Source organism: Rubinisphaera margarita (genome assembly GCF_022267515.1).
Lineage (GTDB): Bacteria > Planctomycetota > Planctomycetia > Planctomycetales > Planctomycetaceae > Rubinisphaera > Rubinisphaera margarita.
Genome location: NZ_JAKFGB010000014.1, coordinates 97528 through 123917, shown reverse-complemented (window position 1 = coordinate 123917; position 26390 = coordinate 97528). Strand labels below are relative to the sequence as shown.

The following is a 26390-nucleotide window of genomic DNA, read 5'->3' as shown; positions in this document are numbered from 1 at the left end:
GCTGGTCTCGGTGTCAAACAGCGGCTTAATACAGATTGTGGTCATCACGGACGCGGCGGATCACCTCATGCTGACAACGTCGGCACCGGTACGTCGCCGTGCAGTCGTCGTTGAGGCATTTCAGTACATACGTAAAGAACCAGCGACACCCGCCGCAACGAGTCGGAGGAGCTTCCGTTTCCCAGTAATACAACCGCGATGGCTGCTGTATGAGATCGACTCCGGATTGGACGGAACAGAGTTTGATCTTAATCGGGCGGCGGGAGCGGGAGAAGCGAATCGAGCGGGCGAGTTTCACGCATGTTCTGACAATGGCTCGCCGCGCAGAAAATCACCCCGACTGTTTGACCAGCCGGGGTGATATTTTTCAGATTCTCAGTGGAGTCAGCTCAGGCTTAGAACTCGCCGATGACTTCGCCATTAGCTCGGGTTCCGAGTGCACCGAAGATACCGTACGGAGACGGCACGGCGGAGTTAGCTGCTCCCGGCGGCTGAGTCAGATCGCCGGTGTCGATGTTCTCGCTGATGAAGCGGACGCTTCCGTCAGCCAGGCAGAACTGAGCACCGCCGGAGTGGCGGCTGCCGGAACTGAGGATCCCGTCACCGCTGTCGTTCCGCGCACGCATACAACTCGGCGAGTTGGGCGGGAGAATGGTCGTGAAGAAGGTGAAGACCGTTCCTCCATCCCCGTAGCGATAACCCTGCTTCTGATCGCCGCCTGTGAACTCGCCACTGGAGGGGACGGGAGTGACATACAGGCCGGTCGACTTGTTGAACATCGCCTGACATTGGGACGGATTGTCCATAATGGAGTTCCAGTTTCCCGAAGACGGTCGCACAACATCGCCGAGTGCCTGGCCGCCCTTGGGCCGGACGATTTCACCGACAACGATTGTGTTGCTGGTGCCGTCGAGAATGTCCCGCATTCTCACGCTACTGTTGCGACAGAAGGTCCCGCGGGCGTCGGCGTCATCGAGGCGATGCGGATTGTCCCCGCCGCAGAAGGCGTAGTTCGTTCCGCCCTGGCCGCCGAAGAGGTTCTTCTGGTAGGGATCGGACGGGCAGATAATTGTCTTGATGTCGGCACCTGTCGGACGAACGCCAGCGCTGGTCCATTCGTTCCAGGGACGGATATTGGGATACCCGGTCGCCTCAGCCTGAGCCATCCACGCATCGTACAGGGCGCCCTGTTCGATATAGGGCAGCAGATGGACGTGAGCACTCCAGCGGTCACCACCCTGGTGTCCGGGGCCACCGCGACCCGGGGGAAAGACCTTGTGCGTATCGTGATAGTTTTGCAGACCCAGCCCGATCTGTTTCAGGTTGTTTTTGCAGGCACTGCGGCGGGCGGCTTCCCGAGCCTGTTGCACGGCTGGGAGGAGCAATGCGACCAGAATAGCGATGATCGCGATCACCACCAGCAGCTCGATGAGCGTAAAACCTCGGCGCGTGGTGATGGGATCCACATGTTGTGGAGTAGACATGGGCGGTCCTTCCTTCTCTGGATTAGAGAAAAATAGATAGAGACGTGGAATCACGTCACGCGCGAACGCGCGGAAAACGTATCACTCTTAAGAAATCGACGGAGAATTCCGTGAATTTTCAGAATAAACCCAGCATCCACAGATGTCAATGCGTATGCGGTACCGCAGAGTAATTTCGTGAGGGGGCTTCAACGAAAAAAAGCACCCCGGCTGTATGGACAACCGGGGTGCAGATTTCAATCTTCAACAACCTGAATTCAGGCTTAGAGCATTTTCATGCTTCTCCTGCAGTCCTTGGACGAATCCTCGGCCATGCTGAGTTTGCTTCTAGAACTCGCCGATCACTTCGCCATTGGCACGGGTTCCGAGAGCACCGAATACGCCGTAAGGCGACGGAACTGCCGAGTTGGCCGGAGGAACGGGAGCCGTCAGATCACCGGTGTCGATGTTCTCGCTGATGAACCGAACGCTTCCGTCAGCCAGACAGAACTGGGCTCCCCCGGAGTGTCGACTTCCCGCACTGAGGATGCCGTCTCCGCTGTCGTTGTTCAGTCGCATGCAGCTGGCCGAGTTCGGAGGGAGAATTGTCGTGAAGAGGGTGAAGACAGATCCGCCGTCACCATAACGATACCCCTGCTTCTGATCGCCACCGCCGTGATGCCCGCTGGAAGGAAGCGGACTGACATACAGGCCAGTCGAACGATTGTACATCGCCGCACAGGCAGACGGGTTGCTGACAACGATGGCGTTCCAGTCACCAGAACTGGGACGTGCAATGTCTCCGAGCGCCCTGCCACCCTTCGGCCGGACGATTTCACCCACCACAATGGTATTGCTGGTTCCATCGAGAATGTCGCGCATCTTGATGCTGCTGATACGACAGAAGCAACCGCGTCCATCGGGGTCGTCCAGCCGGTCCCCATTGTCTCCCGCACAGAACGCGTAGTTCGTTCCGCCCTGCCCGTTGAAAAGGTTTTTCTGGTACGGATCGGAAGGGCAGATGATGGTCTTGATATCAGCCCCGGTAGGAACGATGCCGTTCACGGTCCATTCCGACCATGGGGCCAGTGTCGGATAAGCCGGGTTTTCAGCCTGTGCCATCCAGGCATCGTACAGGGCGGGCTGTTCGATGTAGGGGAGCAGGTGAACGTGAGCACTCCAGCGATCGCCGCTTCCGTGTCCGGGCCCACCGCGCCCTGGAGGGAAGACGCTGTGCGTATCGTGGTAGTTTTGCAAAGCCAGACCGACCTGTTTCAGGTTGTTCTTACAGGCACTACGGCGGGCGGCTTCGCGCGCCTGCTGCACGGCTGGAAGCAGCAGAGCAACAAGAATAGCAATGATGGCAATAACAACGAGCAGCTCGATCAGCGTAAAGCCGACGCGCGCATGGTTGCTGTTGCCCTCGGGACTTGGAGCAGACATAACGACGGTCCTTCCTTCACAGAGAAAAGGGAAAGCAATTAAAAAAGACGTGAAATCACGTCATAGGGGAAACACATAGAGAACACATCGTCACTGCAAATACTACGGAGGCGATCGGACTCAGCAGAATAAGGCCCACATCGAAGAATGTCAATGCGTATACCCCCCCATTTCTTCAAACGAGAACATACGATCAGAGCGCAATGTGGCACAAAACCGGCGCTCTCCGTCGTCTCGCTGGCAAGCTTCCGGGGCTTTCGCCAGATGGAGGGGCCGCCGAATCAGCTGACCCAGGAATCAAACACCCGAACCTGCTTCCAGTTTTCCTTATTTTCCGCAATAAAGGTCAGATGATCGTCAATTGTCTGGTAGGCGTCGTGCGCGGCTTTGTCAGTGAAGTAGACGTGCAGGGAGACGTCGTAAGTTTTGTCGTTCACCGGACGGCTGAATTCATCACCCAGAGTGCCGGCTGCGAAGAACTCGACCCCCGGGTGATCCTTCAGGTACTTGTGGCACGCATCGACCAGTTTGGTCCGGGCAGCTTCGGAGTTGTCGTGGAGTGTGAAATAGACGATGTGAGCCAGCATGAGCATCCTCGGAGTCATTCGAAGTGGTGAAAAATGGAATTGTGATTCGCATTCTGCCCGGTTTCACGGCGATCTTCAATCGGACCGCATTGATGCACGGCTCGAAAAGGTCTCCGAACCTTGAACGCCCGCACGTGGCCAGATACTCTGGGCTGATTCGCATCCGGACCTGATCCTGAATGATCGGGGGCCATGCCGACGCTCGCGTGGGCATGCTTCCAGTGGACGAATCACAAATCATCGCGGTCGACGGGTCGAAGTCGATTGCACGCCCACGGCCAGCGTGGGCATGGCACCCTGTCGAATTGAATGCACCGCAGCGGGCGGTTTCTGCCAGAACTTAAGGAGTCGAGCATGGGCCTGTTTTCGGGCAAAAAAGGGTTGGTTTTCGGAATCGCCAACGATCACAGCATTGCCTGGGCGATTACCCAGCAGCTGCAGGCCGAAGGAGCCGAGATGGCCTTCACGCACCTGCCCGACAAGGATCCGGAACGGCCCCGTATGGAGCGTCGTCTGCGAAAGCTCGTCGATGACTTCGCCAAGTTCATCATGCCCTGCGATGTCCAGAACGATGAAAATCTCGACGCTGTCTTCGCGAAGGCGAAGGAAGAATTCGGTCAGGTCGACTTCATTCTGCACTCGATCGCCTACGCTCCGATGGACGATCTCAAGGGCCCGGTTCACGCCGTGAGTCGCGATGGCTTCAAGCTCTCCATGGAAATCAGCTGCTACAGCCTGATCTCGCTGGCGCATCGTGGTCGCGAAATCCTGGCTCCCGGCGGCAACCTGCTCTCGTTGACCTACCTCGGCGGCGAGAAGGTCATTCCCGGGTACAACATCATGGGCGTCTGCAAGTCGGCTCTCGAAAGCACTGTGGAATATCTGGCCAACGAGCTCGGCCCGGAAGGATTCCGCGTCAACGCCCTGAGCGCCGGTCCGCTGAAGACGCTGAGCTCCTCGGCTGTCGGCGAGTTCGACCAGATGATGAAGCTCTACACGGCGTTCTCACCGCTGCGTCGCAATGTGACGCCGGACGAAGTCGGCAAAGCCGGGATGTGGCTGATGAGCGATCAGGCCAGCGGCATCAGCGGGGAAACCCTGCACGTCGACGGCGGCTACCACATCATGGGCGCTCCGCCGCACGATGTGCAGATCGCCAATCAGTAATCAGAAGACGGGATGGCACAGAGATTCATCTCTGTGTTGCATCGCAACGAGAGGCTTGTCTTCAGCGTAGGTGAAACACCAGGGCGGCGCAGCCGTAGGAGAATGCACCTTCCGCTGGCCTCAACTTGCAGCCTGCCTTCCTGGTAACCACAGCGTTTCTGAATTAGACGTCAGATACCACTTCGCCCACGGCTGCGCCGCCCCGAAAGAATCTTTCGGGGCCACCCCTGTCGGGGGCGGAGTCGGAAGAAGTCACAAGCACATTTGCTGAGATTCGCTTCGCGATCCCAGCCTGCGACTGCGAAGACATTGGTTGAACAACCGGTTTTGAATCGGTCCAGACTAGAGAACAGGTGAACGATGAAACTGGCGATGCTGGAAACGGGTGGAGAACTGAAGCCGGTCGCGGTGGAACTGTCTGGCGGAGAATCTCGCTATGTCGATCTGTGTGCCGTCGATGACTCACTGCCGTGTACGATTCACGAGATCCTGGAACAGGGACTGGTCGACCGCGCCGAACGAGCCGCTCAGACCGGCGTGTCTCAGGAACGGTTCATCGACGGGGCCCTGCGGGCTCCGATCGCGAAGCCGAGCAAGATCATCTGCATCGGTCTCAACTACGGCGACCATGCCCGTGAAACCAAAGCCGAGATTCCGAGCGAGCCGGTCTGCTTCGGCAAGTACCCGAACACGATCACCGGCCCCGATGAACCGGTGCGTCTCCCAGCGGTCGCGAAGAAGGTCGACTACGAAGCCGAACTGGTCGTCGTGATTGGCAAGTCGGCCAGCAACGTCTCTGCCGATGAGGCTCTCAACTACGTCGCCGGTTACATGGTCGGCAACGATGTCTCGGCTCGCGACTGGCAGAAAGGCCGTCCCGGCGGTCAGTGGCTGCTCGGCAAGTCGCCCGATACCTTCGCTCCGATCGGTCCCTGGATTGTGACCAGCGAAGAAGTCGGCGACCCGCACGACCTGTCGATTTCGCTCAAGCTGAACGGCGAAGTGATGCAGGACAGCTCGACCAAAGAGCTGATCTTCAACATCGGCCAGATCATGGCTCACCTAACCCAGCTGATGACCCTGGAGCCGGGCGATATTATCTTCACCGGCACGCCGTCTGGTGTCGGCATGGCCCGCAACCCGCAGGTCTTCCTGAAGCCGGGCGATGTGGTCGAAGTGACCATCGAAAAACTCGGCACCCTGCGAAACCCAATCATCGACTAAGCCGGTGTTACAAGGGCTCAGTAGTAGGCTGAGATAGCGACGCGTATCCCAGCAATTGGTTGACCGTCTCAAGCGTGACGTGGCCCCGAAGTGAATCGCTGAAACGCCCACCCCGACCCTTTGGGGTGGCCGTGATAGCTCTGCTATCAGGGCGGCGAAGCCATGGGAGAATGCAGCTGCCGCGAGCCTCCAACTTGCGGCCATCCATTGTCTTTCGGCAACCACACCGTCCCTTATATCAGGCGTCAAATCGCACTTCGCCCACGGCTGCGCCGCCCCGAAAGAATCTTTCGGGGCCACCCCCGGGCATGGGAGGTTTCTGAAGCCGCTCGCATTTACTGGGATACGCTTCGCTATCCCCACCTACACGCTGGCAGAGTCCTGCGACGGTTGAATCCCGAAGGGGCGGAGTTTCTCCTGCAGTTTTTCCCGGGCCAGACGCAGGCGACTCTTGGTCGTCGCGACGTTGGCTTCGAGGATCTCGGCGACTTCGGCCAGATTGAGGCCGACGTAGTGATGCAGCACGAATGTCTGCCGCTGATCGTCCGGGATGTCATCAAGCAGTCGGTCGACGATGTTGCAGAACTCGCGTTCGTCGAGCTTGTCTTCCGGCGAGGTAAACTCCCCGGCAATGCGGGAGATGCCGGCGTCGTTATCTTCGGAGCGACTCTGATACGCACGGACCAGGGCATCGTGCGATCGCTTGCGGACGTTGTCGATCAGCAGGTTCCGGGCGACGCGGTACATCCACGGTTTGAAGCGGCCAACGGGCAAGTAGTCCCACGCCTGATTGTAGACCCGCAACAGCGTTTCCTGTGACAGGTCCTCGGCCAGTTGCCAGTCCCTCACGTTCCGCATGAAGTAGCCGATGAGCGGCCGTTGATGCAGCTCAACGAGCTCCTCGAAAGCGGAGTTATCTCCGCCCTGGAGGCGTATCATGAGTTCATCGTTTTCGTCGGTCATGGAAGAACAGCGAGCTGAAAGATCGGTTCGGAGACGCCGGTAGTGCACGGATCGGAGCTAAAACGACAGTGTCGCAGAAATTCAGTACAATTGCGATTGAAGCCCGAAAATCCGTGCACACACTTGCAGGTAAGGCACGGTATTTGGTCGCATCGACGTGTAGAGAGAGTCAGGAACGAAGAGTGGCACAGTTCGAAATTCATTATGGCACTGGGGAGTCGTTTCAGTTTGAACTTCCCGAGGAACATGTTCTCTGGAAGCAGTCCGGCCCGGAAGCTCAGGACGACGCAGTCCGGGCGATTGAAGAGGCTCTGGCGACGCCGCTCGACTATCCCCCGGTCGGCGATGCCGTGGTCCCGGGCGATAAGGTCACGCTTGTCATCGACGCCGGCACTCCGGCCTGGGACGAGATCATTCGCGCTCTGGGACGCCAGCTCGAATCACGCGGCGTCGAAGCCGACAAGCTGCACGTGGTCCTTAACGGTGTCGGCACGGAAACAGCCGCGGCGGAAAGCTCTTCGTTGCCGTATAAGGTGATCGCCTTCGACGAAGCGATGCAGGGCCGATCGGTTTATCTGGCTTCGACGGCCGAAGGACAGCGAATTTATCTGCCCGAAGAGATTGGCGAAGCCGACTATGTCGTCACGATCGGACGGTTCGGCTTCGATGATCGCTGGGGCTATCGCGGCACCAACTCGACCGTTTACCCGGCCTTTGGCGGTGAGGAAGCTCAAACCCGATTCAGTGGACCGGGAAGTCAGGAACTCTCGCCTGATGAATCGTTCGGTGTGCGACAGATGATCGATGAAATCGGCTGGCTGCTCGGCCTGCAGTTTTCAGTGCAGGTCATCCCGTCCGGCTCTGGCAAGCTGGCTCACGTGATTGCGGGTGCGAGCGATTCTGTGTATCGCGAATCTGTGTCGCGACTCAACTCCAGTTGGCGTTCGTCGATTTCCACCCCTGCGGAAACAGTCATCGTTTCCGTACCGAGTCTCGAAGCCGGCGACGCGTGGTTCTCCACCGCTCGGGCCTGTCGCGCGGCTGAAAAGCTGGTCTCCGAGGATGGCCGCGTACTGCTCGTGACGGATCTCAAGGACTTCCCGGAAGGTCTGCAGGAGACGATTCAATCGTCCGGCGACAGCGACGAGGTGATGCGGAATCTGAATCGCAGCAAGTCCCCTGCGAGCCGAGCCGTGGCTACCCTGGCCGGTCTGGCGAGCCGGTATCGGGTGTACCTGCTGAGTCGACTCGAACAGGACATCGTCGAGAATCTGTTCTGCATTCCGCTCGCTGATACCGACGAACTCAGAAGTGCCCTGCAGGGCGGAACCACCTACGCCGTTCTCGATGGCGGCCAGTTCGCCTGGGTCGACACCGAGAACTGATTGATTGCTTCAGCGGATCATCCCCGGTGCCATGCTTGCATCGCGAAGCAGGCAGGGCACCGGACTTTGAGGTTGTGACGCCCTCTCCAACAGATTTTTCCCGTTCACGCGGGAAATCCGCCTGCGCTTCTGGTACGTTGCATCAACTGAAATTGATGGACGTTCTGTCCGGTCGTTCTCGAAGAGGCTTCTCTGATTCAAGGTCCTGTCCCATGCGGTTTCCGTCCGTTCGCGGTTTCATAGCCTGCTGTTTCGTTTCCTGCACGCTAATGTCGTTGTCTCTGTCGGGATGCAGTGAACCTGGTCCGGGCAGCTCTGGCGGAACGACGAAGGCGGCTGACGAAACAGTCGACCTGGCATTCATTACCAATGTCGTCGCTTCGTTCTGGGAAGTGGCCGAGAAAGGCGCCACAGCGGCCGGAAAAGAATTCAATGCCGACGTGCAGTTCTTCATGCCGACCGATTACGCCGCCGGCCAGAAGCGAATTGTCGAGGACCTGCTGATTCGCGGAATTGACGGGATCGCCATCACGGTGATCGATCAGGAAGGTCAGCTCGACATGCTCAACAATGCCGCCGAGCAGACGAATCTGATCACCAACGATTCCGATGCCCCGAAGACCAACCGCCTCTGCTACATCGGCATCGATAACTACGACGCCGGTCTGGCCTGCGGGGAGCTCGTTCGGGAAGCGATTCCCGATGGTGGCGAAGTGATGCTGTTTGTGGGTAACCTCGACCAGCTCAATGCCCGTCAGCGGCGACAGGGCGTGATTGATGCCGTCCTCGGACGCGAGCCCGATCCGACGCGGGAAGATCCAGCCGGGCAGCCGGTCAAGAACGACAAGTATACCATTCTCGACACCCGCACCGACGGAGCCGACTTCGCCAAGGCGAAAGCGGACGCAGCCGACTCGATCGTGAAGCATCCGAACCTGAAGTGCATGGTCGGACTGTTCGCGTATAACCCGCCGCTCTGTCTGCAGGCGGTGAAAGAAGCCGACAAGCTGGATCAGATCGCAGTCGTCGGCTTCGATGAAGAGAAGGGGACTCTGCAGGGAATCGTGGATGGGGAAATCTACGGGACTGTGGTGCAGAATCCTTACATGTACGGCTACGAGTCGATTCGCATTCTGTCTGGACTCGCTCGCGGTGAAGAACTCTCGAAGCTGATGGAACAGACCGAAGGGGTGCTTGTCGCAGAAGAGGATACGATTCTCTTCCCGGCTCGCGTCATCAAGAAAGAGGTCGATCCCGAGAACGAGCGCGAGATTCAGGTCGAAGAGTTCTGGTCCAATCTGAAGGAACTGACGGAATGACGTCCGCTGTCCCAGCCGCTCCTCCGGCGACCCGGCTGCAGGCGAAAGACATCACCAAGCGATTCCCTGGCGTCACCGCTCTCGATCATGTTGATCTGCACGTTGCAGCTGGCGAAGTGCTGGCCGTCGTTGGCGAGAACGGAGCGGGCAAAAGCACGCTGATGAAGATTCTCGCCGGCGTGCAGAGTCCGGATGTCGGTCAGTTACTGGTCGACGGCCAGCCGGTCGAGTTTCGTTCGGTCGATGATGCTCTCGATGTCGGGATTGCGCTCATTCATCAGGAGCTGAATCTCTCCGATAACCTCGACGTCGCTGCGAATATCTTTCTCGGCCGCGAACCGAATGTCGGAGGGTGGATCCGCCGCAAAGAGCTCGAGGAGCAGTCCCGGGAACATCTGCGTCGCGTGGGGCTCGATGTTTCGCCGCGAACCCTCGTCCGCGAGTTGCCGATCGGTCAACAGCAGTTGGTCGAGATTGCTAAGGCGCTCTCGATCAACGCCCGTGTCCTCATCATGGATGAGCCGACGTCTTCGCTGTCGCAGCGGGAAACCGAATCGCTGATGCAGGTGATCGATCAGTTGCGGCAGGAGTCGGTCAGCATTCTCTATATCTCGCACCGACTCGGCGAGATTCAGCGAATGGCCGATCGCGTGACCGTGCTTCGTGATGGCCGGAACGCCGGCGAGTTGGAGCGTGGCGAGATCACTCACGACGCGATGGTCAGCCGGATGGTGGGCCGGGATGTTTCGCGGTTCTATCAGCGACACTCTCACACTCCGGGCGAGGTGGCCCTGCAGGTGAAGGGCGTGATGACGACGACCTGGCCGGGGGAGTCCAACAGTCTGACGATCAAACGCGGCGAGATCGTCGGCCTGGCCGGGCTCGTGGGAGCGGGACGCAGCGAACTGCTGCACGCGATCTTTGGCGTCGATCCGGTTCTGTCTGGATCCATCCAAGTCGACGGCCATCCTCTTGCCGCGGGCGATGTGCGTGAGTCGATTCGTGCCGGACTGGCGCTGGTGCCGGAGGACCGGAAACAACAGGGACTGATTCTCGAGATGACGATTCGCGAGAACGTTTCTTTGCCAAGCCTCACCAGTGACGCGGTAGCCGGTTGTCTGGTCAACCGCAGTCGAGAACGCTCGCTCTGCGACAGCTTCCGCGAATCACTCGGCATCCGCATGGCGGGCCGCGAACAGTTGGCCGGCCTGCTCTCCGGCGGGAATCAGCAGAAGGTCGTCCTCGCGAAATGGCTGGCGCTCAAACCCGGCGTTCTTCTGCTCGATGAGCCGACTCGCGGCATCGACATTGGAGCCAAGGAAGAGATCTATCGCCTGATCGATCAACTCGCCAGCGAAGGCGTGGCGATTCTGTTCGCGAGTTCCGAAATGGAAGAGATCATCGGCCTGTCCGATCGCGTGCTTGTGATGCGGGAAGGCCGGATTACGGGCGAAGTTCCGCGGGACAAACTGAGCGAAACCGCCGTGATGGACCTCGCCACCGCATAACTGCTGAAACGGGCGGCCCGGTCATCGACGGCCGGATGACGAAGTCACAAGAGGCCGCGCCAAGTGCGACGGGCGGACGATCGACCATCCCATAAGTCGGGCCCGCCCCGCACGATCCTTTTGCTTCACTTCTGGCTCTTAGTCTCTCAATCCATGCTGCTTCATCAGCTTGGCCGTCGACTCATACGCCTCCCGCACCCAGGCTTCGATGTTGTTGGGATCGGGAGAGTATTCGAGTTCGATCGAAACCGTTCCGTCCATCTCCAGTTTCTGAAGTTCATCCAGATACGGGCCGAAGTCGACCACGCCGCGGCCGGGCGGCAGGTCGCCGTGCACTTTGCCATCGCAATCAGAAATGTGAACGTGGATCGCTTTCCCTTTGAGCCGCGATAGTTCGTCTGCCTGCACATCGGCCAGTTGCAGATGCGAAATGTCGATATTCGCCCGCAAGGCCGGATGGTCGACGTCGCGGATAAACCGGTCCATCGTCTCGACACTGTTGAGCAGCGACAGCGGAAACGGTTCGAGTTCCATGGCAATCTTCAGCCCGAGCGAATCGGCGTAGTCGGCCAGCTCACGGCAGGTTTCCACCCCGAGATTCCATTGCTCGTCGGGGGGAATGACTTCCTTGTTCCAGATGTATTCCCCGAGGACGAGCAGTAAATTCTCGGCTTCGTACTCGTAGCACATGTCGAGATAGGCAATGCACCGCTCCAGATGGAACCGACGGACACTCGGATTGAAATCGATGAGGCCGACAGCGACGCAGCAGACGGAAACGATCGGCAGTTCAAGGCGATCGCATTCCCGTTTAATGAGCAGCCGTTCGCGAATGTCGATATCGAACGGATCGGCGAAGATGTCGATGCAGTCGAAGCCAATTTCCTTCGTCTTCTGAATGCCCCAGGCCGTGTCGCGACCCGCCTGGGCCCAGGCGGAGTTGATCAATCCCAGTCTCATTCTGTTGCTCCTCCGTTCTGTACTCTGCGAATTCTCTTTCGACTTCGGAGTCGTTCTCACTCTTCGGGGAGTGTATCATGAATGCCGTCCTCTTCGCACATCGCCTGTCACTCAAGTCGAGCGATTTCTGTGGTCCGCATCGTGTTCATTCTGCTCGCTATTCTACTGACACCAGCACTGGTGGTCGGTCAGACTCCGAGAACCGTACCAGCAGGGTCGAAGCCGGCCCCCCTTGAGCTGACGGCTGCCGAGCTCAATATCCAGTTGTATGTTCCCGTTCGGGATATCTCCGCCGGCCAAATCGAGACCTGGCGAGAACTGCTCGTGCGTCATCTTGCCAATGGCTGGGGGAAAGCGGTCGAATGGAAACTGGACGTTCACGCCCGGCAGGACTGGGATGAATTCCCCGAAGAGAGAACCACGTCGGTGAAGGATCCCGAGTTGCATCGTCTGGGGTCGACTTCCGTGGAGGTGAGGCTCTCAAGGCAGTCCGGGGACTGGATCGTGGAATCACGCCGGTGGCTTGCTCTGACCAACCAGTGGTTGGAGATGGAAGCCAGAACCGTCCGATCGGATCAGCTGCTGCCGATTGAGCTGGCGGCTGTGATGCAGGAGAATTACGGAGCGGTTGTGCATATTCGCGACGTTGATTTCAAAGTGGTCGCCGGGACGTTAATGGGAGGCGAACTCGGCGTGATCGATCAGTCGTTCGCTCTGCTCGAACCCGGAGACATGCTCAAGGTCCTGCTGCTGTACTTCGATCGCGACGGCAACCTGATTACGCGTCAGGAGTTGCCGTGGACGTATCTCGAAGTTAGCGATCGCAATCGAGCCTTTGTCGAGATGCAGATCCATTCGGCCTTTCGCAACGCGATTCCGCAATCCCGGCGGCGCGTGGAAGTGATGGCCTATCAGGTGTCCCGCCGGTTCGGAACGTCCGCGACTCACGTGAGCACGCGAGGGGAGTTCATCCGCGACTTTCAACTGGCTCGCGTCCTGGTTTCTCCGTGGAGAGCCGCACCGTCGGCGGAGAAGACGGAGAACAAAGATGGGAAGGCGCCGCGGAAACCGATTGTTCCTTCAGTGGTTCGGTTCGCGGATCGCAACGGCCGCTTTCAACTCAAGTCGAGTGAGATTTCTCAGGAACTTGGTACCGAACTCGTGAAGCTGGAAGTAATGAGCGAAGACGTTGTCGTGGCCCGGGTGCCGTATCTGCTCGGGAGCGAAGCGAGCATCGACCTGACCGTGCCCGATGATTCCGCTCGCGTCGAAGCCGAGACAAGATTGGGGCAGTTGAAGGCGGAACTGCTCCGCGTAACGGCCAAACGAGCCACACTGATGGCCGCCATCCGCAAGCTGATCGACGAACCGCAGGAGGTCGACCCGAAAGCGTTGTTCGAAGAGATGGAAACACTGCCGAATGCCGAACTGTTCACCAGGCAGGTGACGTTGATTCGCGTGGCGGCGGAAACCCGACTGGAAGCACTTGGCAACCGTGTTGCCGCCAGCCAGGTTCGTAAAGAGGCTGAGGAAGCGCAGGCACTGGTTAATCGCTATCTCGATCCGGAGCCTGTGATCGAACTGAAAGTCGCCCTCGGTATCGACGATCCTCAAGCCGAGGGCCCCGCGACGGAACCCGGCACGCCTCAGGCCCGCCCGAAACGCCGCAGCGGCGTCGTCATCCCCCAGTTCAACTGATCGGCCTCCAACGACGCACATCACCACTCGTCATTCTCACCCGAAGCCTCAACGAGGGAATGGCCGTCGAGGGTGAAGTCATCGCTGGCTGACGCCTCGTCCTGGCAGTTCAAAGCATTTTCATGCTTCTCCTGCAGTCGCATGTGCACCATTTTCTTGCCCTGCTGAGTTTGCTCCTGCAAACGCCCGCAGTCGAATCTTGAACTTGCTGCTCGAGCAGTTCACTTAATGGTGTAGCCGTTCCGTCCGCATAAGTTGCCGCGTTTCAGGCGAAAACTCGAGTCTATGCGGACATACGGGCGAGCGATTCGCTCTAGACTTCGAAGCTTTCCCCGCGTTGAGGGATGATTGGATCTTCGTCGCAGTAGTCTCTTACGACGTCGGCCAGTGCGGTGGCGGCTTCGGGTTCGCCGTGAACCAGGAAAGCCTGTCCGACTCCACCGGCGTTGACGGCCTGCTCAAACCACCAGCGGAAGTCGTTCACATCGGCGTGAGCGGAGAGACCTTCCAGTTTCTCGACGTGGGCGTTGAGCCGGAAGTCGCGGTCGAAGAAGCGAACCGTCTTTCGTCGCTCCGCAATTCGGCGTCCGGCGGTATGCTCGGCCTGAAAGCCCATCAGGACGACGGTGTTCCGCTCCTCGGCAATGGAATGAACGAGGTGATGCACGACCCGTCCGTTCTCGCACATGCCGGACGATGCGATGATGAGCATCGTCCCTTCGCGATCGTTCAACTCCTTGCTTTCGGTAGGCGACTGAATGTAACGCAGCCAGGGAAAGCCAAAGGGGTCGAGGTCATCGACGAGCATTCGCTGGACATCGTCGTCCATGCTGCCGAGATGGTCCCGATACGTCGAAGTCAGTCGCGATGAAAGCGGGCTGTCGACAAAGACCGGAATCGGCGGCAGCTGGCCCGAGTTGTACAGCTCATTCAAAAAGTAGACGAGTTGCTGCGTCCGCCCCAGCGCGAACGCCGGGACGATCACACGGCCGCCAACGGCGAGAGCTTCTTTCATGATCCGCAGCAGTTCCTGCTTGATATCGCTGCTCGGAGGATGCACCCGGTTTCCGTAGGTCGACTCGCAGATCAGCACATCGCAGCGTTCGATCGGACTCGGATCGGGCAACAGCGGAAGATCACGTCGTCCCAGATCTCCGCTGAACGTAATCCGTTTCCAGTCGCCGTCTTCTTCCAGGTCGACTTCCGTGATGGCCGAGCCGAGAATGTGACCGGCGTTGAGAAAGCGAATCCGAAACTCGGAGTTGATTTCATGACGCACATCGAACTCCAGCGGCTCGAACAGTTCCATCAGGCCGTTCACGTCGTCCTGGTCATACAACGGTTCAATCGGCGGATGGCCTCGTTTAAGGTGCCGCGAGAGATATCGCTGATCTTCCTGCTGAATCTTGGCCGAATCGCGGAGCATGATCTCAGCGATGTCGGCTGTGGCGGGGGTGCAGAAGACCCGGCCGCGAAAGCCGAGGCGATAGAGTCGTGGCAGGTTTCCGCTGTGATCGATGTGGGCGTGGGAGAGAATGACAACGTCGATATCACGGGGATCAAAACCGAACTTCTCGTTCTTGAGACGCGACTCGGCTCGCCGCCCCTGGAACAGGCCGCAGTCGAACAGGATCTTGCGCCCCTGCGATTCGAGCAGATGCTGACTGCCGGTCACTTCGCCGGCGGCTCCGTGGAATGTGAGTTTCATGGACGTCTCGACTCGGAAGCGGTCTATAATTCTGCGGCGGCTGCGTTACGTTATCGTTAACCGAAGAGTCTGAACTCTGGACAGGGTTCGACGATCTCCTCAGACTCGAGGTCACTTCAGTCGTCAGATCGCGGCTGTTCTCCCGCCTTCAGTCGATCGCATCAGGAGCCTCCCGAGCGATCGCTTCGATAGACCAAGAGTAATGGAATGAGTCAGAACGAAACAGCGACGGGCCTCCCGTTGCCGCCTCCCGCTGTACTGCGCCAAACCGATGCCGTCGTCGATGCGCATGAAGAAAAGGCAAAGTGGGAGCTGAGAAACCTGCTCGTTCTGGCCGCTCACCACGTTCTGCTGCGTCTCGCGTGGATCTTCAAAACCGAAACGGTCATCATCCCGGCTTTTCTCGATACCATCGCCGGAGCCGGCTGGATTCGTGGCTGTCTGCCGGTCCTCAATCGCATCAGCCAGAGTGTCGCCCCGGTGCTGGCGTCGGCCAGCCTGCGAAACGCTCCGCTGAAATCCCGGATGCTGATGAACACCTCGATGCTGATGGCGTTTCTGTTCGGCGTCCTGGCGTTTCTCTGCCTGAACCTCGGTCGGGAACCGATGCCGTGGCTGCCAGTGGTCTTTCTGATTCTATACGCCATGTTCTTCGCCACCACGGGAGTGAACCAGCTGTCGTTCAATACCCTTCAGGGCAAACTGATCCGACCGCATCGCCGGGGGCGACTGATGTCGCTGGCCGGAATGGCGGGGTCACTGGTCGCGATGGCCGGAGCCTGGTTCTTTCTCGCCGACTGGCTGGCCCTCCCGGATGGCCGCGGCTTCGCCCGCATCTTTGGCGTCACATCGCTCTGCTTTCTCCTCTCGTCATTCCTGCTCTGGTTCGTGCACGAACCTCGCGGGGAGAGAGGACAGGCCGAATCGCATCCGGGACGACTGTTTCGCAACGTCTGGCGGACCCTCCGGGAACAGCGTTCGATGCAGCGGGTCGCGGTCGTGGCCATGCTTTTCATGTCGACGATGCTGCTGTTCCCGCATTATCAATGGCTGGGACGTTCCGTGCTGAATGCGGGGCCGCGAGACCTGATGATCTGGGTCATTCTCCAGAACCTTTCGGTCGGGGTCTTCAGCTGGATCACCGGATACATCGGCGATCGCTACGGCTACCGGATTGTGATCCGCTGTGAAACGTTCGCCATGGCTCTGGTTCCGCTTGTCGCGCTCACACTCTCGGAAGTTCTCGAACCCGATCAGCGAATCTGGTATGCCATCACCTTCCTGATGCTCGGATTAACGCCGGTGACGATTAAAACCATGTTCAACTATGTGCTGGAACTGGTCCACGAAGAACATCATCCGCATTATCTGAGCACGCTCAACGTCTGCATGGCGGCACCGTTGTTCCTCGCGCCGGTGGTCGGGTATCTCATCGACTGGAATCACCATGTCATTTTCGTTGTGATCTCCGGCGTCGTCCTGCTCTCCGGCGTACTCACCTTCCGGATGGATGAACCCCGGCTCGAACTCGACAACTCTCGGTCCGAAGCCTGACCGCCTTGAGCGGGCGGTCAGCCGACCTGCAGTTGTTCCTCGAGTGTGGAGACGATTTCCTGAGTCGACCACTGACGGGTCGAGATCTGGATCGATTCGTTCCGAGCCAGCATTTCTTTCATCCGCTTCTCGGCGGACATCACCGTGCTGTGATTTCGACCGCCAAACTGCTTGCCGATTTCGTGATAGGCAGCCTGTGTCCACTGGCGGGTCAGATACATGGCCACGGCTCGGGGCTGCGACAGGTTTCGGGAACGGCGCGGTGAGATCAGGTCTTCCTGTTGCACACCAAACAAATTGCAGACAGCGTGCTGAATATCGGTCGCCCGCACGATTCGCATGCAGTCACGTTCGAGATCTTTCAACACCTCCCGGGCCGCAGTGATGCCGACGGTCCGTTTCGTCAGATGATGATAAGTCTGCAGGCAGTTCAGCGCTCCGATAAGTTCCCGCACGTTTCGAGAGAACTTGGTCGCCACGAACTCGATCGCATCTTCGGTGGCCGGCAGAGACATTTTCATACACTGGCGGGATGCGATCTGTTTGCGAGTTTCCAGATCGGGCGCTTCGAGCCGCGTGACCAGTCCGGAAAGAAACCGGGTGCTCAGTTCCGGACGAACATGCGTCAGCATCCGCGGATGCCGGTCGGCTGCGAGCACAACCTGACGCCCGTACGAAATCAGCTCCTGCAACGTATGGCAGAACTCTTCCTGGAATCCCTTCTTGGAATCCAGAAAATCGATGTCATCAACGATGAGCACATCGACCGACCGGAACCGCTTTCGGAAGGCGGGAAGCGATCGCTCCTGCAGCGCCTTCGTGTAGTAGTTGCCGAACGCTTCAGCCGTGAGTGACAACACGTTCCAGTCCGGATAGTGCTTCCGAACCTCGCGGTGAATCCCTTCGAGCAAATGCGTTTTGCCAATCCCGACTCCACCATAATAGTAAAGCGGGTTGTACTGCTCGCCGGGGTGCTCGGCGACGATTTTGGCGATCGAGTGCGCGACGTGCGTGGTCGACCCGGTGACGAAGTCATCCAGGCTGGCGAAGCGGCGTCGACGCGGCGCGAGGCGATTGGCGGCTGGTCGATCCCGTCGCGCATCACTAGCGGGAGTCGCTCCGTTCAGCGGAACTGTCGCTGGCGGAACTGTCGCACTGGCCGGCGACTCTACTGCTGTGGAATCAGTGTCGAGACGGGCCTGCATCTCCGCAAGTTGTGCGGCTGCTGCCGGATCGACATCGAACCGAACCTGTGCGGAAAGACCGAGAGACTCCCGGGCGGCCAGCATGGCGGGCTGCTGGAACTCTTTTCGCATCCATTGCATCAGGAATGGACTGGCCACCCCGATTGTCAGCACATCTCCTGCAATGGACGCGGTCGTGCGATTGTGAAACCATTTTTCGTAGCGCAGTTCCCCGATGACACTTCGCAGTCGTCGCTGGAACTGTTCGGCCAGTCGACTGCAGGGCTCATTATCAGTTGTGGAAACTTCATGGCTCGAATGACTCCATTCGGGTGGCATCGTGCGTCCCCATGTACGACATGATCAACGACCACGATCAGGACCCTGGCAGGTCCGTTCAGAGAATCTGTCCGCAGGCGGAGACAGAGATCAAGGGAGCACTGTGATTGAAATCACATCCTTGTACAGCGGGTGACCCTGATAGACTCGTTCGCTAAGTCTATTTCCCGGGATTCAGTTCCGAGCAAACAGAACGCCAGCGGGCAGGAACAGAAAAACCGCTCTGCAGGACTGGATTCTGATGATCGTTAGATGATTACGTCGGCAAGTAAAATAATGACGGAAAGGCTTGATCCGGCCGACCGGCCGGAGGGTCCTGAAACTGTGCAAACTTTCGGAAAATTCCCATTCTTTGTCGATCGACGGGAACGGGGAAAGCTTCGTTGCGAGGTCTCAGGAGTTCTCACTCAGCGGGACTGATCCTATCGATCTGCGGCGGTCTGTCAAATGTAAAAATGAGATTAAGAAGGTCAGATTTTGGAGACCAGCGGCGGCAGTGCGAAAGGTCTTCCACGGTATGAGATTGCAGCATCTGCAGTCGCTGAAGTGGACTCTCGGTCGATGTCCAAAACATGGTGGGTTTCCCGCTACTGTTTTTGCACCATTCGATAAAAGACGCGCTGAGTCGTGATGGAGATGAAGCCCAGCGAATTGTAAACCTTTACTGCAGGCCGGTTTCTGATGTCGACGCCGAGAAAGACGGTTTTCTTTTCGCCGTCCAGCCGACTCAACGCCAGTGCAATCGCTTTTTTTCCGATCCCCTGTTTCCTGAATCGGGGAATGATTCCCACATAGATTAACTCGACCTGTCCCACCTCTTCGTGACCGGAAAAGAACAGCACGCCGACGGGTTCCCTGTTCGTGCGAATGACGTACCACTGATTCGGCTGGTACTCTCCCTGTTCTCGATGTGACAAAACGGCCTGCAGGCCGGTCCGATATCCCTGCAACTCCGGGAAGTCATCCGATTCTTCGTAGGTCTGCTCGATGAGTGTGGCCAGCTGCTCGTCGTTGATCGCCAGATAGTAGGGGATGAGCTCGACGTCGGATCCGCTGTCGCTGGATCGCCATAGGCTCTGTAGGCCGCGTGGGCATGGCCGCTGCATGAAAGCCATGTTGCCCAGTTCCACGAACCCATTCCTCAGCAGACTCGCCGCCCGGTCGTCCTGTTTCAAGCCGACACTGGCCTGCAGATACGTGCAACCGGCTTCCAGGGCTCTTTGCACTTCCGCTTCAATGAGCGCGTTGTGGATCGCCGCAGAGTCTTTTCGTGTCGCGATCTCGTCACAAAGCATCGGAGCCCAGGTCAGGCCGGTGGCGTCAGGCTGGACAATCATCAGGATCGAGCCGAAAATAACGAACTTCCGTTCCGTCTCCTGTTCGTCGGCCGCAGCGATAAGAAGATGCGACAAATCGATCTCGCCGCGATCGGCCTGTTTCAGTGCCTCAGCGATGTCCTCGTCGGGCGACGGCCGATCCGCTTCGTGCATCAGCAGCATTAACGCCTGCCGACGTTCGTTAGTTGTTTCCGCCGGACGGATGGTGTACGACATCATGAATGATCACCTGGTCGCAGCCGCGGGGTGGCGGTTTGTCATCAACGGACTCAAAGGTTTGTCGGAAATGATAACGCATTCCGGACAAACCGTCGCGGGTGCTTTCCAGTCATCGGGTAAACGTTCAAGTCGATCCATTTCGCAGAGTTTGCATCCGGGTAACACAGGGGATGAAGAATGTATTTTGCCAATCCCTGGGGATTGCTCGGCCTGCTGTCCTTACCCGTCATCGCGATCATCCATCTTTATCATCGTCGCTTTCCGCCGCTGCAGGTGGCCGGGCTGCATCTCTGGACACAGGAAACCAAGAAAGACTCCCCCGGTCGCCGCCGCGAACGATTGCCGATTACGCGATCCCTCATTCTGGAACTGCTGGCTGCGCTGCTGATCTCCCTGCTGCTGGCCGATCCCCGCAGCAATGAAAATCTCACACGGAACCACCTCGTTCTTGTCCTCGACGATTCCGCGTCCATGGCGGCTGTCAGTTCCGGACAATCAAGCCGGGAACGCGCTCTGGAATGGATTCGCGAACAGGAAGAGAGCATCGGTCGAGGCGGCGTGGTGTCTGTTCTGCAAAGCGGACTGCGACCAACGCTGCTGGCCGGCCCCCGAGCCGAGTGGCCGGAGATGCTGAACGCATTGAAAGAATGGCAGCCTCAGGCTCCCGCACACGACTTCGCCTCCACCTGGGACCTGGGAGCTCAGCTGGCCGGCGAGGAGGGGAGGTTCGTCTTTCTGACCGATCATCTTCCCGGCGAGGCCGTGCCGGTTCCGGAGCGGATGGAAACGGTCTCCTTCGGCCGGAAACTCGGCAACGTCGCCATCACCACAGCTCGCTGGATGTTTGATGCGGACACCGGAGAAGGAACCGTTTACGTTCGGCTCGTCAACTTCGGAGAAGACGAGCAGGAGGTTCAGCTGGCGGGCGTAGCGGGCGACCACAAAGTCATCGAAGAGACCGTGGACCTGACGCCGGGGCGTGACACGGCTCTTCAGTGGACTGTTCCCGGGGGGCTTGGACAGCTGCGACTCACCGCCGAGGCGGAGAATGATCCGCTTGAAATCGATCACCAACTGATTCTTATGGAGCCGGAAGTCCGCCTCGTGACAGTGGCGTTGACGCTGCCTTCCGATCACTCGGCCTTCGAGCCGATTCAACGGATTCTCGGCGTGCTGCCCCAAGCCCAGCTCGGAAACCCGGGCGACGCGGATCTGATTGTGGCGCCGGCCGTCGATTCCCCACCAGCCGAACGTTCCCTGTGGTGGTTGGGAATGGGGCCGTTGAATCCGGGGACCGTAGACGAAACCGGAAAGATGCTCGTCGGTCCGTATCTGGTTGAAAAGCAGCATCCGCTGATGAACGAAATCGTTCTGGGGGGGGTCGTCTGGGGCGGGGTTCAGCCTCCCCCTGATGGTCTGGTTCCGCTGGTCAGCGCGGGATCGACATTTCTGCTTGGACAGAAGACGGGAACGGCCGCCAATGCCTACATCATGAATATCGATCTGGCCGCTTCGAATCTCACCGAGAGCCCGGACTGGCCGATTTTCTGGACGAATCTGATCGAACAATGTCGCAACAGTCAGCCGGGCTTTCGCCGCTGGAACTTTCATCTGGAAGAATCGATTCCGCTCACGCTCGAACCGGCTTCGCTCGATGCCGAGAATGATCTGCTGCTGGTGCACGAGGGAACGGAGAAGTCTCTGATTCGCATGGAATCGATCGAGATCCCACCCCGCCGCGAAGTCGGACTTTACACCGTCCAGGACGGCGAGACCGAGATCGGCACCTTTGCCGTGAACTTTTTCGACCGAGAAGAGTCGAACCTGACGCAGCTGTTGCCCGGTCAACGACAGCCCCGCGCCGCCGCGCCGCCGCTCGGAATTCACCTCGATAATCCGTTTTCATGGCTGATCGTCATTGGCATCCTGCTCGTGGTGTTCGCGTTGATTTACGATTGGATCACGCTGCGTGGTCGCATGACGAAGGCTCGTTGAGCAATGCGTGTCCTCGTCCTTGGCCAGCCTGAGAGCTACTTCAATCGACAACTGTTCGCGGCGTCACACGGCCGCGGGCATGACTGCGATGTTTTCACGCTCGATCAACTGCGATGCCGCCTGTCGACCGGATCAATTTCCGTTTGCACGCTCTCCGAAAACGATCCTCCACGGCAGTTGACAGACTATGACGTCTGCCTCGTGCGGGCCATGCCGCCCGGTTCGCTCGAACAGGTGATCTGGCGAATGGATCTTCTCTGGACACTGGAGCAGCAGGGCGTTCGAGTGATCAATCCCCCCAAAGCGATTGAGTGTGCCATCGACAAGTTTCTCACGCTGTCGCGATGTGCCGCCGCAGGGTTGTCGGTGCCGGAAAGCATCAGCTGCGAAACCGCAGAGGAGGCTCTCGTCGCCTTCGAAGAACTGGGACGAGATGTCGTCGCCAAGCCGTTGTTCGGAGCCGAAGGGCGGGGGATGATTCGTGTCACGGATCTCGAAACCGCACGTCGGGTGTTTCAGGCGTGGGAGCAGATCGGAGCAGTACTCTTCGTTCAGAAATTTCTCTCGGAAGCTCGGGAAGATCTGCGCGTCATGATGATCGGCGGGCAGCCGCTCGGCGCGATTCGCCGCAGCGCCGTAAACGACTTCCGCACCAACGCCGCTCAGGAGGGGATCGCCCACCCTCATGACCTGGAAAGCCATGAAGCCGAACTGGCCCGGGCGGCCTGCGAGGCCACCGGCGTGGTCTTTGGCGGCGTCGACCTGATGTACGACGCGGACGGCATCCTCCGCATTCTGGAAGTCAACGCCTGCCCGGGCTGGAAGAGCTTCGAAAAGACGACTGGCATCTCGGTCCCACAGAATCTCTTCACCTGGCTTGAAACATGACACACGCAATCGGCGGCATCCTGCGCAAGTTGCCGCCGCTACGATTCGGGTTAGAAGGGAATCATCTCAACAGCGAATCCGCCTATCGGTAACGGAGGCATCTTGCCACCGATTGCGTGTTGTCATGTCGAACGGCGTCGCGCATAAAAAAACGTCGAAGCAGCCATGAGTTCATGACTGTTCGACGCCCTGAAATTTGTCACGTCTAATCGGCGTTGGGACGCCGCTGCTACGGGGATCTACTGTTGTGGATTAGAACCCGTGTACGAAGACGTCGAGGAAGATCACTAGCACCATCAGGCTCAGCACGAAGGCCATGCCGATGTAGGTGGCGGCGATGAGGACGCGTTCGCTCGGCTTCTTCCCGGTGACTCCCTCGTAGAACAGGAACACCATGTGGCCGCCGTCGAGGACGGGAATCGGCAGGAAGTTCAGCACGGCGAGGTTGATGCTCAGGAAGCCGAGGAACATCGAGAGTTCCGCCAGCCCCTGCTGAGACACCTGATAGGCCACGCGGGCGATGCCGATCGGGCCGTGCAGTTCTTTCACGCTCAGATTCTGCGTCACCAGATTTCGCAGCGTGAGGAAGATGTCGAGAGCCGAGTTCTTCGAATGCGTCACGCCCATCTGCAGGGCTTCGCCGAAAGAGTCGGCTTTCTGATCGACAGCCAGCAGGTTCACCATGATGCCGCGAGTCGGCAGATACCATTCTTCCGAACGAACCGGCTGCAGCGTGACGGTCGTCGCCTGTTCGCCGGTGCGGCTCAGCTTCAGACGAACATTGCGGCTGTTGGCTTCCTGCATCTTCCAGTAGGCGTAAGCCCAGTTGCGATTCGAGTCATCGAGCTGCAGCGTGACCGGGTCGAGGGTGCCGAGGATGTCGGCTTCCTTGGTTCCTTCCGGCAGGACCAGTTCGACCTGAGCGATCTGATCGCCGGCCTGAATTTTGCCTTCCGCCGGGCTGCCTTCTTCGACCTTCAACACGGTCGGAATGATATGAAACGCCACGCCGATCGAGGGGACGGAGAGCGGGGCATTCGGGGAGCTCGGACGTTCAATCCAGCCCGGCGTCTCGCTCGGGACGATGGTCAGTTCATGATTCTTCGCGCCCGATCCCTTTTCTTCGCGGACGACAACGACTTTCACTTCCTGACCGGCTCGCTCGGCGAAGAAATCCGGCAGGGTCAGCGGGTTGATATCCTTGCCGACATCGAGGTCTTCGATCCGGACAATCTTGTCTTCGAGCTTGAAGCCCGCTTTTTCAGCCGGGGAACCAACCTGAATCGCTTCGGTCTGGCCGATGTCCATCCACAATCCGAGCGTACGGAATCCCTGCGGCTCTACCGTAATATCGAGCTCATCCCTGGATTTCTGACCGCGAGTCACACGGAACGTGACGGTCTGGTCCCGCTTTTTGGCAAGCGTGTCCTGCAGTTCGGCAAAGCCTTTCAGTTCTTCCCCGTCGACGGCCACGATGCGGTCGCCCGGTTCAAACGGCGGCTTTGCTCCACGGGCAGCCGAGCCGGCCAGCGTGGCGTTCCCCTTGGGGGCCAGTTCAGCCGGAATCAGCTGAAGTCCACGAATCGGTTCGACGCCAATTTCACGGCGGGTGCCATTCATTTCCGGATAGATGCGGGCGGTGAAGGTTTCGCCGGTGTAGCGAACCGCTTCGACATCGAGGTAATCCGAGGAGCTGAGAGCCGTCGCCCGGATGATGTCGCCGAAGGTGCTGGCATCGCGGCCGTTAATGCTTGTGATGCGATCGCCTTCCTGCATCCCGGCTTTCCACGCGGGTTTGCCGGTAATCACGGTGCCAAGCTCCGAAGGCGGAACCTGAATGCCGACCTGGAAGGCGTAGGCGAAGAACAGCATGCCGGTGATGATGTTCATGATCACGCCGGCGGAGATGATCGCCATCCGTTGCGGCACGTTTTTGGCGATGTAGGAACGCGGGTCTTCCGCGACTTCTTCACTGGTCAGCTGCGAAGGATCGGCGTCGTCCTGGCCGAGCATCTTCACATAGCCGCCGAAGGGAATCAGCGAGAGTGCGTACTCGGTTTCGCCCCATTTCCAGGAAAGGAGAATCGGGCCGAAGCCAATGCTGAAGCGTTCGACATTGACGTTGCACCATTTGGCGACGGCGAAGTGGCCGAGTTCGTGAAAGAAGATGACGAGCCCGAGTCCAAGCGCGACGATGAGAATATTCTGAATGCTGCTCAGACTGACCGCGAGGACGCTGGCAGCGATTAGGGTTGCCACTGAGTTGTCTCCTTACGCGCCCAGTCATCGAGCGCGACTAATTCTTCCAGTGAGGGAGAAGCGTGGAATGTGTGTCGGGACAGAACTTCCCGGCAGACGTTGGCGATATCATAGAAGGAAAGTTCCTCCTGAAGATACCGTGAAACGGCAATCTCGTTGGCGGCGTTGAGGACCGCTCCGGAGGTTCCGCCCTGTCTGGCTACGTCGAAACCGAGCTGAAGTGCGGGAAATCTTTCGAGATCCGGGGGCACGAAATCAAGACTCTGCGCCGATTTGAAGTCAAATCGCGGCGCAACTGCTTCCCAGCGTTCGGGATACGACAACGCATATTGAATCGGCAGTCGCATGTCGGGCGGCGAGAGTTGAGCAATCACCGAGCCATCGCGGTATTCGACGAACGAATGGACGATCGACTGTGGATGCACGACGACATCGATCTGCTCGGCTTGTAAATTGAACAACCACCGGGCTTCGATCACTTCGAGAGCCTTGTTCATCAGCGTCGCCGAGTCGATGGTAATCTTCGGCCCCATGTCCCAGGTCGGGTGCTTGAGAGCCGCTTTCGGGCCCGCAGAGGCGATTTCGTCCCGTGATTTCTCCCGAAACGGCCCGCCGCTGGAGGTGAGCACGATCTGAGCGACATCCTCTTTCCGACCGGCCAGCAACGCCTGAAAAATCGCCGAGTGTTCACTGTCGACGGGGATCAGTTCGCTCCCCGATTCGGCAGCCGCCTGCATGATGATCGGCCCGGCGACCACCAGGGTTTCCTTATTGGCGATCGCGACCCGCTTGCCGGCTTTCACAGCCGCATGCGAGCTGCCCAGCCCGGCTGCTCCGACAATGGCCGCGACCACGGTATCGACCCGGTCATCGGCGGCAACTTCGCAGAGAGCCTCGGCTCCAAAGCGGACCTCAGTGCCAGCGGGGAACTCGTCGAACTTCACGTTCGGGCGGCACGATTCATCGGCCAGAATCGCGATTTTCGGCTGGAATTCGTGGCAGATCTTCGCGAGCTTCTGCCAGCTGCCGTTCGCCGAAACCGCGAACACCTGGACGGCATCGCCATGCACGCGAGCGACATCCAGACAGCTGGTGCCAATCGAGCCGGTCGCCCCCAATAGCGCAATCTGATTCATGAAAACGACTTGGCGACGACAGAAAACCTCACAAACAGCCCCGATCCCCAACAG

At 58.8% G+C, this 26390-nt stretch carries 21 protein-coding genes; 9 read left to right on the top strand and 12 right to left on the bottom strand.

Annotation, left to right across the window (positions count from 1 at the left end):
* Positions 1-25: 25 nt before the first annotated feature.
* From L1A08_RS13355 to L1A08_RS13335, 4 genes are all read right to left on the bottom strand, one after another.
* Entirely contained in the window at positions 26-298 is a 273-nt protein-coding gene (locus L1A08_RS13355) for a hypothetical protein (protein ID WP_238756937.1), read from the bottom strand.
* A 97-nt stretch (positions 299-395) separates the two neighbouring features.
* Entirely contained in the window at positions 396-1484 is a 1089-nt protein-coding gene (locus L1A08_RS13350; RefSeq protein ID WP_261362878.1) for a DUF1559 family PulG-like putative transporter, read from the bottom strand.
* 327 nt (positions 1485-1811) lie between these two features.
* Positions 1812-2906: a DUF1559 domain-containing protein gene (locus L1A08_RS13340; RefSeq protein WP_238756936.1), complete on the bottom strand. Its 1095-nt coding sequence runs from the start codon at positions 2904-2906 to the stop codon at positions 1812-1814.
* A 281-nt stretch (positions 2907-3187) separates the two neighbouring features.
* Positions 3188-3493: a Dabb family protein gene (locus tag L1A08_RS13335; protein ID WP_238756935.1), complete on the bottom strand. Its 306-nt coding sequence runs from the start codon at positions 3491-3493 to the stop codon at positions 3188-3190.
* Between the two features lie 354 nt (positions 3494-3847).
* Between L1A08_RS13335 and L1A08_RS13330 the strand changes: the two genes are divergently transcribed.
* Positions 3848-4660: an enoyl-ACP reductase FabI gene (locus L1A08_RS13330; protein ID WP_238756934.1), complete on the top strand. Its 813-nt coding sequence runs from the start codon at positions 3848-3850 to the stop codon at positions 4658-4660.
* Between the two features lie 360 nt (positions 4661-5020).
* Complete coding sequence (locus tag L1A08_RS13325) at positions 5021-5884, top strand: fumarylacetoacetate hydrolase family protein (protein ID WP_238756933.1); 864 nt, start codon at positions 5021-5023, stop codon at positions 5882-5884.
* A 363-nt stretch (positions 5885-6247) separates the two neighbouring features.
* Here the strand turns inward: L1A08_RS13325 and L1A08_RS13320 are convergent, their stop codons facing one another.
* Positions 6248-6823 carry an RNA polymerase sigma factor gene (locus tag L1A08_RS13320; protein ID WP_238756932.1) on the bottom strand — a complete coding sequence of 192 codons (576 nt, stop codon included), beginning with the start codon at positions 6821-6823 and terminating at the stop codon, positions 6248-6250.
* Positions 6824-7029: 206 nt separating this feature from the next.
* Here L1A08_RS13320 and L1A08_RS13315 point away from each other — a divergent pair, with 206 nt between their 5' ends.
* The 3 genes from L1A08_RS13315 (at position 7030) to L1A08_RS13305 (ending at position 11059) form a co-directional block, all read left to right on the top strand.
* A complete protein-coding gene (locus L1A08_RS13315; RefSeq protein WP_238756931.1) occupies positions 7030-8232 on the top strand; it encodes a lactate racemase domain-containing protein in 1203 nt (400 codons plus the stop codon).
* Between the two features lie 212 nt (positions 8233-8444).
* On the top strand, positions 8445-9551 hold the full coding sequence (locus L1A08_RS13310) for a substrate-binding domain-containing protein (protein WP_238756930.1): 1107 nt from the start codon (positions 8445-8447) through the stop codon (positions 9549-9551).
* Positions 9548-11059, top strand: a complete 1512-nt coding sequence (locus L1A08_RS13305; protein WP_238756929.1) for a sugar ABC transporter ATP-binding protein — start codon at positions 9548-9550, stop codon at positions 11057-11059. The genes L1A08_RS13310 and L1A08_RS13305 overlap by 4 nt, the downstream gene beginning before the upstream one ends.
* A gap of 138 nt (positions 11060-11197) precedes the next feature.
* On the opposite strand, the gene L1A08_RS13300 is transcribed toward L1A08_RS13305, so the two are convergent.
* On the bottom strand, positions 11198-12019 hold the full coding sequence (locus L1A08_RS13300) for a sugar phosphate isomerase/epimerase family protein (protein WP_238756927.1): 822 nt from the start codon (positions 12017-12019) through the stop codon (positions 11198-11200).
* Between the two features lie 81 nt (positions 12020-12100).
* Here L1A08_RS13300 and L1A08_RS13295 point away from each other — a divergent pair, with 81 nt between their 5' ends.
* Positions 12101-13717, top strand: a complete 1617-nt coding sequence (locus L1A08_RS13295; protein ID WP_238756925.1) for a hypothetical protein — start codon at positions 12101-12103, stop codon at positions 13715-13717.
* 20 nt (positions 13718-13737) lie between these two features.
* On the opposite strand, the gene L1A08_RS22740 is transcribed toward L1A08_RS13295, so the two are convergent.
* The gene (locus L1A08_RS22740) at positions 13738-13860 is read right to left on the bottom strand and encodes a hypothetical protein (RefSeq protein WP_261362876.1); all 123 of its coding nucleotides are present in this window, start codon (positions 13858-13860) and stop codon (positions 13738-13740) included.
* Between the two features lie 170 nt (positions 13861-14030).
* Positions 14031-15425 carry an MBL fold metallo-hydrolase gene (locus tag L1A08_RS13290; RefSeq protein WP_238756923.1) on the bottom strand — a complete coding sequence of 465 codons (1395 nt, stop codon included), beginning with the start codon at positions 15423-15425 and terminating at the stop codon, positions 14031-14033.
* A gap of 207 nt (positions 15426-15632) precedes the next feature.
* Here L1A08_RS13290 and L1A08_RS13285 point away from each other — a divergent pair, with 207 nt between their 5' ends.
* Positions 15633-16979, top strand: a complete 1347-nt coding sequence (locus L1A08_RS13285; RefSeq protein WP_238756921.1) for an MFS transporter — start codon at positions 15633-15635, stop codon at positions 16977-16979.
* 17 nt (positions 16980-16996) lie between these two features.
* Here the strand turns inward: L1A08_RS13285 and dnaA are convergent, their stop codons facing one another.
* Together dnaA and L1A08_RS13275 are read right to left on the bottom strand one after the other, a co-directional pair.
* Entirely contained in the window at positions 16997-18502 is a 1506-nt protein-coding gene (gene dnaA / locus L1A08_RS13280; protein WP_238756919.1) for a chromosomal replication initiator protein DnaA, read from the bottom strand.
* A gap of 587 nt (positions 18503-19089) precedes the next feature.
* Positions 19090-20058, bottom strand: a complete 969-nt coding sequence (locus tag L1A08_RS13275) for a GNAT family N-acetyltransferase (protein ID WP_238756918.1) — start codon at positions 20056-20058, stop codon at positions 19090-19092.
* Between the two features lie 177 nt (positions 20059-20235).
* On the opposite strand from L1A08_RS13275, the gene L1A08_RS13270 reads away from it, so the two are divergent.
* Positions 20236-22053 (top strand): vWA domain-containing protein, encoded by a 1818-nt coding sequence (locus L1A08_RS13270; RefSeq protein ID WP_238756916.1) that lies wholly within the window; start codon positions 20236-20238, stop codon positions 22051-22053.
* Between the two features lie 3 nt (positions 22054-22056).
* Positions 22057-22941, top strand: coding sequence for an ATP-grasp domain-containing protein (locus L1A08_RS13265; RefSeq protein ID WP_238756914.1), 885 nt, complete (start codon positions 22057-22059; stop codon positions 22939-22941).
* 252 nt (positions 22942-23193) lie between these two features.
* On the opposite strand, the gene L1A08_RS13260 is transcribed toward L1A08_RS13265, so the two are convergent.
* The gene (locus tag L1A08_RS13260; protein ID WP_238756913.1) at positions 23194-25200 is read right to left on the bottom strand and encodes a M50 family metallopeptidase; all 2007 of its coding nucleotides are present in this window, start codon (positions 25198-25200) and stop codon (positions 23194-23196) included.
* A complete protein-coding gene (locus L1A08_RS13255; RefSeq protein ID WP_238756911.1) occupies positions 25188-26336 on the bottom strand; it encodes a 1-deoxy-D-xylulose-5-phosphate reductoisomerase in 1149 nt (382 codons plus the stop codon). The genes L1A08_RS13260 and L1A08_RS13255 overlap by 13 nt, the downstream gene beginning before the upstream one ends.
* Positions 26337-26390: the final 54 nt, after the last annotated feature.